This is a genomic window from Lacisediminihabitans sp. H27-G8, from assembly GCF_046156175.1.
Lineage (GTDB): Bacteria > Actinomycetota > Actinomycetes > Actinomycetales > Microbacteriaceae > Lacisediminihabitans.
On record NZ_JAYLVL010000006.1, the window covers coordinates 1 to 12,908 of the forward strand.

Sequence of the window (12,908 nt, forward strand, 5' to 3'; positions counted from 1 at the left end):
AGATGAGTGATCAGCTCGTGCTTCGGCGAGCATCCGAAGAGCACGTTCGCGAAACTCGGCCGGGTAAGGGTTCGACATAGTTCAATCCTCCAAAAGGATCAGGCGGAACGAAACCCAGGGCGATTCAGACCTCCTGAACAAGCTGACCGGTTTCTCGTGGGATCCCCACCGTGATAGCTGGCACCTAAATTGGACCCTTTTGCGCGATTTCCTTGAAAGAGAGCATCGTTTGCCCCGGTATCGCGCTAATGATCCGTCCGAGCGAGAACTTGCCGCATGGGTTCACAAGCAGCGACACCTCTACCGCCGCGGTCAGCTACTCCCAGAGCGCCTCGCGGCGCTGCAGCAGTTGCCATTCCGGATCATCTAGCCTCCTCGCCCGCTGGAAGATGTCGTCCGAAACGGGAACTCGCGGGCCCGTCTGTTGTCTAGCGTCGAGGCATGCTGGATTTTCCATACGGGACGGCTGAACACTGTCGCTGCGCGAGACGATGCGTGAGGTGTTTGCTATCGCGACGGTCTTGCGTATCGTCCCTCGACGTGGTCGGCGTCCAAGGTGCGCTGCATGGACGTGTGTGCGAACTCGGCAAGATCGGGTACCTGCCCGGTCCAGAACATCAAGTCGGTAAGTGTCATCATCGTCTCGCCACGAAGGATCCGCTGGAACCGGTCGTAGCTGAGACCGCGGGGGAGCGGGGTCTCGGCACAGTATTTGAGCAGGTCGGTGTTCTGGTCGAGCAAGTATTCCCGGATCCGATTCGCGATCGCATGTTGCACCTCGGCCGCCTCCTGCTGTGGAGTCGCGATGTTGCCCGCGGTGAGGCGCGAAGTCGACTTGCCGAACTTCTTCCGGTTGTCGGCCAGGGAATGGGGTACGAACACGGCGCCGCCGGGTTTCGGAGATCGAGGCATTACCAGATCCTAACGAATATGCACCGCATGCAAGTCAAGATAATCCGCTCGACTAATCAAATAGACCCTCGGAGACCGTTATCCACCGTGCGGGTTCGATTCCGGCGAAAATGGGCCGCACACATGCCTGTTCGTGACCTCAACTATCCAGACCAACCCTTCCACCACTACCAAGACGCGCCGGAACCGCCCATCGCGAGCGGCTTCCGCGTCCCTGGCCGAACGGACCAACGCAACCTACGATGCTGCCGCGATGATTCTCCGCTTCGGCGAACCTGCCGAGGACCAGATGATCGCCGCCGCCCGCGCGACCCTCTACCCTCGCGTTCCGGTCGGTGAGGGCGCGCGAACCGCCATGAACGAGATTCGTGCCCGACTGGACGATGCCTCCGCGGCCAAGATGCGGGACTACGAACCCGCCTTACCGCCTGAGTACGTGAAGGTCATCCGTCCCTTCGTCGAAGATTCGGTCGCTCTCGCCCTGCCCCTGACCTCCTACTCCGTCGAGACGTTGCTGCGTCCCGTCATGCATTTCGTGTACTGGGCGGTGTTCGTAGTCGGGTGCGACCTCGACGCCCTCGTCGTCTTCGACCGCGAGCTGATCCAGAACTACGTGACCGAGGCGCTCCCGACGAACCTTGCGGCAGGAACCAAGCGGAACTACCGCGCCTGGATCACCCGCATCGCCGAGGTCGTCAACCCCGAGAAGAACCCCCGCAACCCGACGCCCCTGAACCAGAAGGACATGGAGGCCCCGTACACCGAGGACGAGATTGTGGCTCTCGACCGCTGGGCTGCCGGCCAGCCCACCGCCTACAAGCGACAGGGCGCAGCCGTCCTCATCGCGCTTGGCGCCGGAGCCGGACTGAGTGCGGTGGAGATCGCGAATCTCCGCCGCGAGTCCGTCACCGTGCACGACAACGGAACGGTAGAGATCCAGGTAGTCGTCAAAAACGAGTGGAAGCGACGAGTGATCGTCACCGCCGAATTCGAAGAGATCGTCGCCACGGCAGTCGAAGCACTATCCGGGAACCCGATGGTCTTCCTTTGGAAGCGCAACCGAACAGAGAACGATGTCGTCAGCGCCTTCGTCGGCAAGTGCTCCAATCCGAAGGGCACACCCGCGGTGCAAGGCAGACGGCTGCGAAACACCTGGTTCGTCACCCAGATGACCAATCGAGTCGACGTTCTGACGCTCATGGAGGCGGCGGGCCTTCAGTCGCTCGAATCGATCTCCCGACTCGCCAAGTTCGTCCCGCGGCCCAGCGGAGAGGACCGCGACGCACAGTTGCGGGGTGGGCTGTGAGCCGCCCAACGAACCTCAGCAAATACGTGGAAGCGGAGGCGTGGATGACTGAAACCTTCGGAGCTCGGATGAAGGATTACATCAGGGCACAGCAGGCGAATCCGCTCAGCGTCGCGGTCGTGGACGTAGATCGCGTCTTGAAGCTCTCCGGTGCACGTCAACTCCTGCTCCAGTGGCGGGCCGAGGACGCAAAGTCCACGGCCGGCCGGCCGGCAATCCACTCCGCCGACGCAGCTCTTGCCCTCATCCTTCTGCAGATCAGCCTCAATCGTCCGACACTTATCAAGCAGCTTCGCCGCACCTTTCTCGAACTCAGCCCCCGACAGCGATCCGCGATAGGCCTCAGCCACCACGACGGCCGAGACGAATGCATGTACGACCGCATCTGGGCTTCGATCCAACGCCTCATCAAACTCGTCGACGAGTTCCCGGGCCGCAAAGACAAGATCCTCACCGAAGCCGAGTTCGTGGCCAACCTGGAACAACGCAACCCGGAGAAGTGCCGGGAGAACCGCGAACGCATGTTTATTCTCGGCAATGCCCTCGTTGAGGGCTCGCGGAAGCTGCTTCCGCAGGAACTCCGCGATCGGTCGGAAGGAAACTTCGCCATCGACGCCACCTTCGTTGCGCTCGGCGGGAAGGCCGGTAACCCGTCATCAACAAACCTCGAAGGAGGCCGGTGGAGCATTAACTCAGACGGAGGCTTCTACCGACGCGACGGTGACCATGGCGCCGTGACGTACGCGGACGCGAAGGTGTTGAACAAGTCAAACCCCGGCGAGAAGGTCAAAGGCACGAAGCGGGCCAAGTCCTTTTGGGGTGTGGAGATCGAGATCGCGAGGATGACCAAGAACCACCTCGATACGGTTGCGCGTTTCCCACTCCTCACAACTGCGCTCAGCTACCACATCCCGGGCAAGATCGTGGGCGAAGGACTCCGCATGGTCGAATCACTCAACGAGCGAGGCCACAAGATCAACCTGATCATCGTCGACCGTGCCTACTCCAACGGCAAGTACAGCGAGTACGCCGTGCCTGTGCGACTCCTCGGCGGAAAGAATGTCTTCGACTACAAGCTCAACGAACTCGGCAAACAAGGATTCGACCCGAGGGGTTTCGTCCTCGTCTCCGGATCTTGGTTCCTCGACACTTTGCCCCAGGTCCTCATCGACGCCGACCGCGTCTTCGTCACCGCGCAAAACATCTGGAAAGCCATCGACTCGCCTACCAAGGCTGACATTCTGGTATTCAAACGTGCCTCGACTCTTTACCAACAACAACTCGCACGCCGCGCCAGGTCGAGGCTGCTCGCTAAGGGGCACATGGACCAGGACTGGACCCGCCGATACCTGATCCCGATCGACTCACCCGACTACGCGAAATGGAGGGCCAAGTCCGGTACCCACAAGGGGAAGACCGTCATGATGAAGCGTCCCGTCGGCAAGGAGGCCGACGAAGCAAACGCGGGCGGACTGAAGCGCGAACAGTACTTCCACTACGGCACGGACGAATGGCGCAGCGCCTACGGAATGCGCAACGTCGTCGAATCTGCCAACCGCAACCTCAAACGAACGCAGTTCGAAAACATAGCCGACCCCGACCTCCGCGCGATCCACGGCAACACATTCACCTACATCGTGGTCGCCCTCGCAGCCGTCGTCGAGAACATGCGTCAAATCCTCACCTTCTACAAAGGAGAGCTCGCCGTCTTTACAATGACCGCAAAGAACGATGACATCGCCCGCACCTTCTGGCAAAGCGACGGTCCCGCACCCCACGCTGACGAGACGACCCAACCCCCAGGCTAGGCCTCACCCGCGTCACCCAACTCCTGCATCCGTTCTACCGAAGAATTCGGCCTGCCAGAAATCATTCTGGCGGGCCGATCTTGCGTTAACCGGCTGTTCCGCCATAGGCCGATCGGGCAGAAGTGTTCCGTGAGGGCACAAAAAATGGGCCGGACAACTGTTGACCAGTTGTCGCGACCCATTTTCCAAACACATCCAGGGCAATACCCTGAAGGTGTCTCTGTGCGCGAAGGGGGACTTGAACCCCCACGCCCTAACGGGCACCAGCACCTCAAGCTGGCGCGTCTACCATTTCCGCCATCCGCGCGCTTTCGATTCCTCTTTTCAGAAGCACCGAGGTATGACACTAGCATGCGCGCGGGGCACGCTTCGAACAACGGCGCGCGGTCGCGAGACGATACCGTTGAGGCATGCTGACTGAGACTTCCGACGACCAGCTCGACGCAACCGCCCGCATCGCCCGCGACCTGATCCGATTCGATACGACCAACTACGGCGGCGGCAAATCCAACGGCGAGACGGATGCCGCGGAGTACGTTTCGGCCTACCTCACCGGTCTCGGGCTCACCCCCGAGATGTTCGAGTCCGAACCCGGGCGGGTGAGCGTGGTCGCCCGCGTCGAGGGATCCGACAGCTCGAAACCGGCCCTCGTGGTGCACGGCCACACGGATGTCGTGCCGGCCCAGCCGGATAACTGGTCGGTGGACCCCTTCGGCGGCGTCATCAAAGACGGCATGCTCTGGGGCCGCGGCGCCGTCGACATGAAGAACATGGACGCGATGATGCTCACCGCACTCGAGGACATCCTCGGCGCAGGCAAGCAGCCCTCGCGCGACCTCGTGATCGCGTTCTTCGCCGATGAGGAGGCCGGGGGAGTGCTCGGTTCCGGCTACCTGGTGAAGAACCATCCGGAGCTCTTCGCGGGCGCTACCGAGGCGATCAGCGAGGTCGGCGGTTACTCGGTGACCCTCAACGGCACCCGCGCCTACCTGTTGCAGACCGGGGAGAAGGCCCTGGTCTGGGTCAAACTCATTGCGCGCGGCACCGCCTCGCACGGATCGCACGTGATGCGCGACAATGCCGTGACGAAGCTCGCTGAGGCCGTCGCCACCGTCGGCCGTCGCGAATGGCCGGTGCGTCTCACCGAGACGACGACCGAACTGCTCGGAGAACTCGCCCGCATCCTCGAGGTCGACCCGCAGAAGGTGGGGCCGGATGAGATCGCCCTGGCCACCGGCACGACGAGTCGATTCATCCAGGCCTCGCTTCGCACCACGACCAACCCGACCGCCCTGACCGCCGGCTACAAGCACAACGTCATCCCGGACACCGCCGAAGCGCTGATCGACATCCGAACACTGCCGGGCGAAGAGGATGCCGTGCTCGCCGAACTCGCGGAGCTGGTCGGCCCCGACATCGAGATCGTCGTGCTCCACCGCGACATCGGGCTGGAGACCGCCTTCTCCGGGCCGCTCGTCGAGGCGATGACCTCGGCGCTCGGCACCCACGACCCGGGCGCTCCGGTGCTGCCGTATATGCTCTCTGGCGGCACGGACAACAAGGCACTCTCGCTGCTCGGCATCAAGGGCTACGGCTTCGCGCCACTCAAGCTCCCCCCTGAGCTCGACTTTCCCGCCATGTTCCACGGCGTTGACGAGCGTGTGCCGCTCGACGCGTTAGTGTTTGGCAGGCGCGTCCTCGGGGACCTGCTTCTCGACTACTGATTGGACCCGCCCGTGGGCTTGCTCAACGCCATCATCCTCGGCATCGTCCAGGGCCTCACCGAGTTCCTGCCGATCTCCTCGAACGCCCATTTGCGACTCGTCGGCCTGCTGCTCGGCACGGGAGCCGACCCGGGCGCGGCCTTCACCGCGATCATCCAGCTCGGCACCGAGCTCGCAGTCGTCGTGTATTTCGGCGCGGATCTCTGGCGCATCATCTCGCGCTGGTTCCTCGCGCTGTTCGGTCGCATCCCGCGCAATGACCCGGACGCCAAGATGGGCTGGTTCATCATCCTCGGATCGGTGCCGATCGTGGTGCTCGGCCTGATCTTCCAGAAGACCATCGAGACCACCCTTCGCTCGCTGTGGATCATCGCCGTCACCCTCATCGTGTTCGGCATCCTGCTCGGCGTCGCGGATTATGTCGGGGCGAAGAAGCGCCGGTTACGAGACCTCACCGTGCCGCACGCCGTGATCTACGGGGGAGCTCAGTCGCTCGCTCTCATCCCCGGCGTCTCGCGCTCGGGCGGCACCATCACCGCTGGGCTCTTCCTGGGGTATGAACGCGCGGCGGCCGCCCGGTATTCGTTCCTCCTCGCCATCCCCGCCGTCTTCGGAAGCGGCCTGTTCGAGCTCTACAAGACGATCAAGTCACCGGGATCCGAGGTGTTCACGGCAGGGGAGACCGCCGCGGCGACTGTTGTCGCCTTCGTCGTCGGCCTGGTCGTGATCGCATTCTTCATGAGCTACATCTCGAAGCGCTCGTTCCTGCCGTTCGTGATCTACCGCATCCTGCTCGGCGGCACGCTCGTGGTGCTTCTGACCACCGGTGTCGTTAAGCCGGTGTGATTCGGGTCCCCGGCCCCTCCTGCGGAGTACAGTGATCGCATGATGGCCGACACCCGAGAAGGCCGACTCGTCGACACTTTCGTCACCCTGGCCGACACGCTTGTGGTCGGCTACGACGTCGTCGACCTGCTTCATACCCTCGTGGATGCCTGCGCCAACCTGCTTTCGGCCTCAGCCGCCGGCATCATGCTCGCGGATGCCACCGGGCAACTCGCGCTCGTCGCCTCCACCAGTGAGAAAAGCCGCCTCGTCGAGCTGATGCAACTCAGCGCCGGAAATGGGCCGTGCGTCGAATGCTTCTCGACCGGGCTCGTCTACGTGCTCCCGGACATCGAGTCGGTGAAGGGTGCCTGGCCGGAGTTCTACGAGGAGGCGGTCGCCCAGGGCTTTCATGCCGTGCATGCGGTGCCGCTTCGCCTTCGTGGAGAAGTGCTCGGAACTCTCAACCTCTTCCTCGACCGCACCGGCTCGCTGACCGCGGACGATGCCTCGGTGGCCCAGGGGCTGGCGGATGTCGCAACGATCGGAATCCTTCAGGAACGAGCCGCCCGCGAGAGCGAGCTCACCCAGCGCCAGCTGCAGTCTGCCCTGAACAGCCGCGTCGTGATCGAGCAAGCGAAAGGGGTGATCGCGCAGCTCCACGGCGTCGATATGGACACTGCCTTCGCTACCCTCCGCCAGTACGCCCGCGGCAACAACCTCAGCCTGCGTGACGTCGCCGCCGGAGTGGTCGGCAAGTCCCTCTCACTCTGATCGAAGCGGGCCTAGCAATCCGCCAGAGACCGGTCTACCGTGAGATCCGTTGCTCCAGACCCCCAGACCTCGGCCCAGTGACCTGACCCGGTGATCCGTCCTGCGCACAAGCGCAGGGTCGCCTCGCCATCGGAGGTAGACCATGCTCGGGCATTTCGACGAGAGCCCCGGTTCCAGTCCGGCGGCGGTCACCGACATCACCACGGCCGAGCCGATGGTCGCGCACGCGCCAGCGGACCGTGGTGAGAGCACGGGATCGCGATCCGGCGCGGTCCCCACGTCGCATGCCCGCGCATTCACCTCAGAGGACCTTCTGGACTACGAAGAATGGACGACCTCCGGAGGGTTCAGCTAAAGACCTCGGTAACTGCCGTTCACCGGCTCGCTTAGGCTGGATTCGTGCAATCCTGGACCCGACCGGCCGTGCCCGCTCTGCCCGGAGCCGGGATCGTTCCCCGCATCTTCGATGCAGCATCGCAGGCACTCGTCGAGGCGCATCCGCACCAATCCACTCCCACGCTCGCGAGCATCTACGTCTGCGGGATCACGCCGTACGACGCCACCCACCTGGGCCATGCCGCCACCTACCTGGCCTTCGACACACTCATCCGGGTGTGGATGGATGCCGGTTTCGAGGTGCGCTACGTGCAGAACACCACGGACATCGACGATCCGCTGCTCGAGCGGGCCGCACGCGACGGCGTGGACTGGCGAGACCTCGCGGCCTCCCAGATCGAACTGTTCCGCGGCGACATGGAGAAGCTCGGCATCATCCCTCCCGACGAGTACGTCGCGGTCACCGAGGTGATCGCGGATGTCGCGGACGCCGTGAAGATCCTCGTGCAGAACGGCTCCGCCTACAGCGTGACGAGCCCGGATGCCGCCGATGACCTCTACTTCGACAGCAGTTTCGCCGTCCCCGCCTGGCACCTCGGTCAGGAGAGCGCACTCGACCGACCGAGGATGCTCGAGCTCAGTGCGGAACGCGGGGGAGACCCGCAGCGCCCCGGTAAACGCGACCCGCTCGATCCGCTGCTCTGGCGTTCGGAGAGGGCCGGCGAACCGGCCTGGGACTCGTCCCTCGGGCGCGGGCGCCCCGGATGGCACATCGAGTGTTCCGTGATCGCGCTGGAGCACCTTCCGACCCCGCTCACCGTCAACGGGGGAGGCCGGGACCTCGTCTTCCCCCATCACGAATTCAGCGCCGGACATGCCGCCGCCCTCACCGGGCATCCGCTCGCCGGGATCTACGCCCACGCCGGCATGGTCGCGTACCAGGGCGAGAAGATGAGCAAATCCCTGGGCAACCTCGTGCTCGTCTCCCGCCTCGTCGCCGGCGGCGCCGACCCGCGGTCGATCCGGCTCGCCCTGCTCTCCGAACGGTACCGCAGCGACTGGGAATGGACGGATGCCCATCTGCGCATCGCCGACGATCGGCTCGCGTCGTGGACAGCCTGGGCAGCATCACCGACCGAGGACGCCGACGACGAGTTCCTCACGGAGCTTCGGGAGCGCCTCGCCGACGATCTCGATACCGCCGGGGCGATCGCCGCGATCGATGCCCGCATCTGTGGCGGGACTGCAGCCTCGAAGACGGCGGTCAGCGCCATCGACGCACTCCTCGGCATCCGCCTCTGACTTCACGCGGTCGTCGCGCGACGGCCCGCGGGGCGTCGTGTCTCTCCGGAGTGGGCCTTCCGCCGACACCGATCGGGGCCGCGGGCGACTGTGGGTGCTACTCGCGCGGTCCGCGATCGTCCGGGGGCAACGGCGGTCCGGCCGGACCGCCGGAACCACGCCCATCCGCCTTGCCGTCGCGGCGCCGCAGGTACTTCTCGAACTCCTGCGCGATCGCCTCCCCACTCGCTTCGGGGGAGTCGACGGTGTCCCTCGCCTGCTCGAGCTGAGCGATGTACGTCGCCATCTCGTCGTCCTCGCTGGCGAGCACGTCGATCCCGTTCTCCCAGGCCGCGGATTCGTCTACAAGCTCACCTCGCGGAATCACCACATCGATCATCTCCTCGAGCTTGTCGATGATCGCGAGGGTTGCTTTCGGCGAGGGCGCGTTGTGCACGTAGTGCGGCACGGAGGCCCAGATCGACACCGTGGGGATACCCGCCTTCTCGGCGGCTTCGCCGAGCACCGAGAGAATGCCGACCGGGCCCTCGTACGAACTCTTCTCCACGGCGAGCTCGGTGCGCAGTTGCGCATTCTCACTGCTCACGAAGACCGAGATCGGCCGGGTGTGCGGCACGTCCGCGAGCATCGCTCCGAGGAAGACGACACCGGTGATCCGGTTCTCCGCGATGGTCGCCATGATCTCCGCGGTGAAGCTCTTCCAGTTGCGCGAGGGTTCCGTGCCGAGCAGCAGGTAGATGTTGGAGGCGTTGTCGCCTATCGCCCCGGGGACCTCCGCCGACCCCGGCGAGCGCTGCGCGCGCACGCCGGTGGGACCGTAGGTGACCACGGAGGGCCACACGAGGAGGCGATTGCCGTCGTCGTCCTGGGCGACCGTCGGGCGATTGAACTGGTAGTCGAAGTAGCGCTCCGCGTCGATCTCCGCGATCGGATACAGGTCGAGAAGATCCTTGAGCATCGAGACGGCACCGCTCGCGGCTTCCCCCGCATCGTTCCAGCCCTCGAAGGCGACGACCAACAGTCGCCCACTCAACATTCCCACGTTTGGCACTCGCTACCCTCTGGAGTCACGTTTCGGCGGACGGCCGACTGTGGCCTACGTGACTTCCCTCCGTCAAGGATAGAACCCCCTTCCCTCTAAACTTGAGTCCCGTGACTGATCTCCTCCCCGCCGCCGTCCTCTGGGACATGGATGGCACCCTCGTAGACACCGAGCCCTACTGGCTCGCCGCCGAGGCGGAGCTCGTCGCATCCTTCGGCGGCACCTGGACCCAGGAGGACGGCCTCACGCTCGTCGGCTCCGGCCTCTGGCACACGGCGGCCGTGTTGCAGCACCGTGGCGTCGAGCTCACCGAAGACCAGATCGTCGACCGTCTCACCGACCGCGTGATGGAGCAGATCGAGTCAGAGGTGCCCTGGCGGCCGGGGGCTCTCGAGCTTCTCGCCGAGCTGCGGGATGCCCGGATCCCCACCGCCCTCGTGACGATGTCCATTCGGCGCATGGCCGAGCATGTCTCGTCGTTCCTGCCCTTCATCGCCTTCGACCACATCGTGGCCGGGGATTCGGTCACCCACAGCAAGCCGCATCCGGAGCCCTACCTGCGCGGCGCCGAGTTGCTCGGAGTCGACGCGGTCGGATGCATCGCCATCGAGGACTCGACCACCGGACTCGCCTCCGCGGTGGCCGCCGGGGCTGTCGCGATCGGTGTGCCGCTGCATTCCCCGCTCGAGCATGGCCGCGGCTACACGATCTGGCCCACACTGACCGGCCGGGGTGTCACCGACCTCTCGGAACTTCTCCACTCGACAAGAACGGATTCCGCATGACCGCCGTTCGCCGCCAGAGCGGTCCCTTCCGCGCGGGAGACCGTGTACAGCTCACCGGGCCGAAGGGCCGCCTCAACACCATCACCCTCGAGGCCGGCAAGGTCTTCCATACCCACCGCGGCATGGTCGATCACGATGCCCTGATCGGCCTGGCGGATGCCTCGGTCGTCACCGCGACCAACGGCGACGAGTACCTCGCGCTCCGGCCGCTGCTCAACGACTTCGTCATGTCGATGCCTCGCGGCGCCGCGATCATCTACCCGAAGGATGCGGCGCAGATCCTGAGCCTCGGCGACATCTTTCCCGGAGCGACGGTCGTCGAGGCCGGCGTCGGATCGGGTGCGCTCAGCCTCTGGCTGCTCCGCGGCATCGGACCGACCGGCTCACTCACCTCGTTCGAGCGTCGCGAGGAGTTCGCGGATGTCGCCCGCGGCAATGTGGTCTCGTTCCTCGGGGCGGAGCCGCAGAACTGGACGGTGACCGTCGGCGACCTCGTCGAATCGTTGCCCACCGCCGTGGAGAACGGCTCGGTCGACCGGGTGGTGCTCGACATGCTCGCGCCCTGGGAGTGTCTCGGGGTCGTCGCTGACGCGCTCGCACCCGGAGGCGTGCTGCTCTGCTACATCGCCACCGTCACCCAGCTCTCGCGGGTCGCAGAGGCCGTGCGCGGAACGGGACTCTTCACCGATCCCGATTCGTCCGAGACGATGGTGCGCGGATGGCATGTGGAGGGCCTTGCCGTGCGCCCCGACCACCGCATGGTCGCCCACACGGGCTTCCTGCTCACCGCACGCCGCCTTGCGCCCGACACCGTGCTTCCGCAGCTCAAGCGCCGGCTCTCCAAGTCGGATTACACCGATGAGGATGTCGAAGCCTGGACCCCCGGGGCGTTGGGCGAGCGCTCGGTCACCGACAAGCGCCTGCGCAAGACCGCCCGGGCGGCCCAGACCACTGCCGGTCACGCGATTGCCGCGGCCGATACCGCGAGCACCCCGCCCGCGGACGAGTCGCCCGCAGAGTCACTCTAGAATTGTCAGGTTCCACGATCGTGATCGAAACGAGGATTCGTGCGTAAGACCACAGCGCTGATTGCTGCCATCGCCCTGCTCGGCTCGCTGACGGCGTGCGCAAGCGGCACCGGCTCCAGCATCGCGGGGTGCGATCCGGTCGTGACCGCGGGCGCCGCATCCTCCGTGATCACGGCCCCGGGCAAGTTGGGCACCGCGCCGAAGGTGGAATTCCCCACCCCGCTGTACACGAAGACCACCCAGGCATCCACGCTCATCTCCGGCAAGGGCGCCCCGATCGTCGCCGGTCAGCCCGTGATCCTCGACGTGACGATCGTCAACGCCGCGGATGGCACGGAGCTGCAGAAGACCAGCTACAACAGCACCGGCGGCAGCCTCATCACCGCGGGGAAGTCCACCTTCCCGGCGGTCAGTGAGGGCCTCGAGTGCGCTCAGGTCGGATCCCGCGTCGCCATCATCGGCTCGGCCAAAGACAGTCACAACGGCGTTGCGGATGCCGCGAACGGCATCGGCAAGGACGACTCCTTCATCTATGTCGTCGACGTGAAGGGCGCCTTCCTGCCGAAGGCGAACGGCGCCGACCAGATCCCCACCAATGGAATGCCGGCGGTCGTACTCACCGCGGACGGCACGCCGGGCATCAGCGTTCCCGACCGCCCCGCACCGAAGACCACGACGGTCAACGTGCTGAAGGCGGGCTCTGGCGCGAAGGTGAAGAAGGACCAGTTCATCGTCGTGCAGTACACCGGCATCGGCTGGGGCACCAAGACGGTCTTCGATTCCACCTGGACGGCGCACCAGGCGTCGGTGATCCAGGTCGGTTCGGCTGCCGTCTCTTCCGGTCTGAGCAATGCCCTGATCGGCAAGCGCGTCGGTTCACAGGTGCTCGCCGTGCTTCCGCCGAAAGCGGCGGCGGTATCGGACGGCTCCGGCAAAGCGCCCGCAGACGACGCATCCGTCTACGTCGTGGACATCCTCGGCATCGCCGGGTAAGTTACCTCCCGACCGGTGCGCCGGTCTCATCCGGACACAGGCCGAGTGTCTTCCGAATTCATTCGAAACCAGG

General features: G+C 64.9%; 13 protein-coding genes and 1 tRNA gene. 11 read left to right on the forward strand and 3 right to left on the reverse strand.

Annotated elements, in window-relative coordinates; genetic code table 11:
- The first annotated feature begins 142 nt into the window (after nt 1–142).
- Nucleotides 143–370 (forward strand): helicase associated domain-containing protein, encoded by a 228-nt coding sequence (locus tag VLI63_RS16010; RefSeq protein ID WP_409158000.1) that lies wholly within the window; start codon nt 143–145, stop codon nt 368–370.
- Between the two features lie 137 nt (nt 371–507).
- Here VLI63_RS16010 and VLI63_RS16015 read toward each other — a convergent pair whose 3' ends face one another.
- Nucleotides 508–912, reverse strand: coding sequence for a hypothetical protein (locus VLI63_RS16015; protein WP_409157865.1), 405 nt, complete (start codon nt 910–912; stop codon nt 508–510).
- Nucleotides 913–1,045: 133 nt separating this feature from the next.
- On the opposite strand from VLI63_RS16015, the gene VLI63_RS16020 reads away from it, so the two are divergent.
- Nucleotides 1,046–2,218: a hypothetical protein gene (locus tag VLI63_RS16020; protein WP_409157866.1), complete on the forward strand. Its 1,173-nt coding sequence runs from the start codon at nt 1,046–1,048 to the stop codon at nt 2,216–2,218.
- A gap of 44 nt (nt 2,219–2,262) precedes the next feature.
- Nucleotides 2,263–4,026, forward strand: coding sequence for a hypothetical protein (locus VLI63_RS16025; RefSeq protein WP_409157867.1), 1,764 nt, complete (start codon nt 2,263–2,265; stop codon nt 4,024–4,026).
- Nucleotides 4,027–4,249: 223 nt separating this feature from the next.
- Here the strand turns inward: VLI63_RS16025 and VLI63_RS16030 are convergent.
- A tRNA-Leu gene (locus VLI63_RS16030) sits at nt 4,250–4,333 on the reverse strand.
- Between the two features lie 103 nt (nt 4,334–4,436).
- Here VLI63_RS16030 and VLI63_RS16035 point away from each other — a divergent pair.
- The 5 genes from VLI63_RS16035 (at nt 4,437) to mshC (ending at nt 8,987) form a co-directional block, all read left to right on the forward strand.
- On the forward strand, nt 4,437–5,750 hold the full coding sequence (locus tag VLI63_RS16035; RefSeq protein WP_409157868.1) for a M20/M25/M40 family metallo-hydrolase: 1,314 nt from the start codon (nt 4,437–4,439) through the stop codon (nt 5,748–5,750).
- 12 nt (nt 5,751–5,762) lie between these two features.
- Nucleotides 5,763–6,596 carry an undecaprenyl-diphosphate phosphatase gene (locus VLI63_RS16040; protein WP_409157869.1) on the forward strand — a complete coding sequence of 278 codons (834 nt, stop codon included), beginning with the start codon at nt 5,763–5,765 and terminating at the stop codon, nt 6,594–6,596.
- 39 nt (nt 6,597–6,635) lie between these two features.
- Complete coding sequence (locus tag VLI63_RS16045) at nt 6,636–7,349, forward strand: ANTAR domain-containing protein (RefSeq protein WP_409157870.1); 714 nt, start codon at nt 6,636–6,638, stop codon at nt 7,347–7,349.
- Nucleotides 7,350–7,491: 142 nt separating this feature from the next.
- Nucleotides 7,492–7,704 carry a hypothetical protein gene (locus VLI63_RS16050; protein ID WP_409157871.1) on the forward strand — a complete coding sequence of 71 codons (213 nt, stop codon included), beginning with the start codon at nt 7,492–7,494 and terminating at the stop codon, nt 7,702–7,704.
- A 44-nt stretch (nt 7,705–7,748) separates the two neighbouring features.
- The gene (mshC, locus tag VLI63_RS16055) at nt 7,749–8,987 is read left to right on the forward strand and encodes a cysteine--1-D-myo-inosityl 2-amino-2-deoxy-alpha-D-glucopyranoside ligase (RefSeq protein ID WP_409157872.1); all 1,239 of its coding nucleotides are present in this window, start codon (nt 7,749–7,751) and stop codon (nt 8,985–8,987) included.
- 97 nt (nt 8,988–9,084) lie between these two features.
- Here mshC and VLI63_RS16060 read toward each other — a convergent pair whose 3' ends face one another.
- A complete protein-coding gene (locus VLI63_RS16060) occupies nt 9,085–10,023 on the reverse strand; it encodes a proteasome assembly chaperone family protein (RefSeq protein ID WP_409158001.1) in 939 nt (312 codons plus the stop codon).
- Nucleotides 10,024–10,139: 116 nt separating this feature from the next.
- Here VLI63_RS16060 and VLI63_RS16065 point away from each other — a divergent pair, with 116 nt between their 5' ends.
- Genes VLI63_RS16065 through VLI63_RS16075 form a run of 3 tightly spaced genes read left to right on the forward strand, consistent with a single transcriptional unit; the run spans nt 10,140 to nt 12,835 of the window.
- The gene (locus VLI63_RS16065) at nt 10,140–10,814 is read left to right on the forward strand and encodes an HAD family hydrolase (protein ID WP_409157873.1); all 675 of its coding nucleotides are present in this window, start codon (nt 10,140–10,142) and stop codon (nt 10,812–10,814) included.
- Entirely contained in the window at nt 10,811–11,842 is a 1,032-nt protein-coding gene (locus VLI63_RS16070) for a tRNA (adenine-N1)-methyltransferase (protein WP_409157874.1), read from the forward strand. Before VLI63_RS16065 ends, VLI63_RS16070 begins: the two co-directional genes overlap by 4 nt.
- A 39-nt stretch (nt 11,843–11,881) precedes the next feature.
- Nucleotides 11,882–12,835: an FKBP-type peptidyl-prolyl cis-trans isomerase gene (locus VLI63_RS16075; RefSeq protein ID WP_409157875.1), complete on the forward strand. Its 954-nt coding sequence runs from the start codon at nt 11,882–11,884 to the stop codon at nt 12,833–12,835.
- Nucleotides 12,836–12,908: the final 73 nt, after the last annotated feature.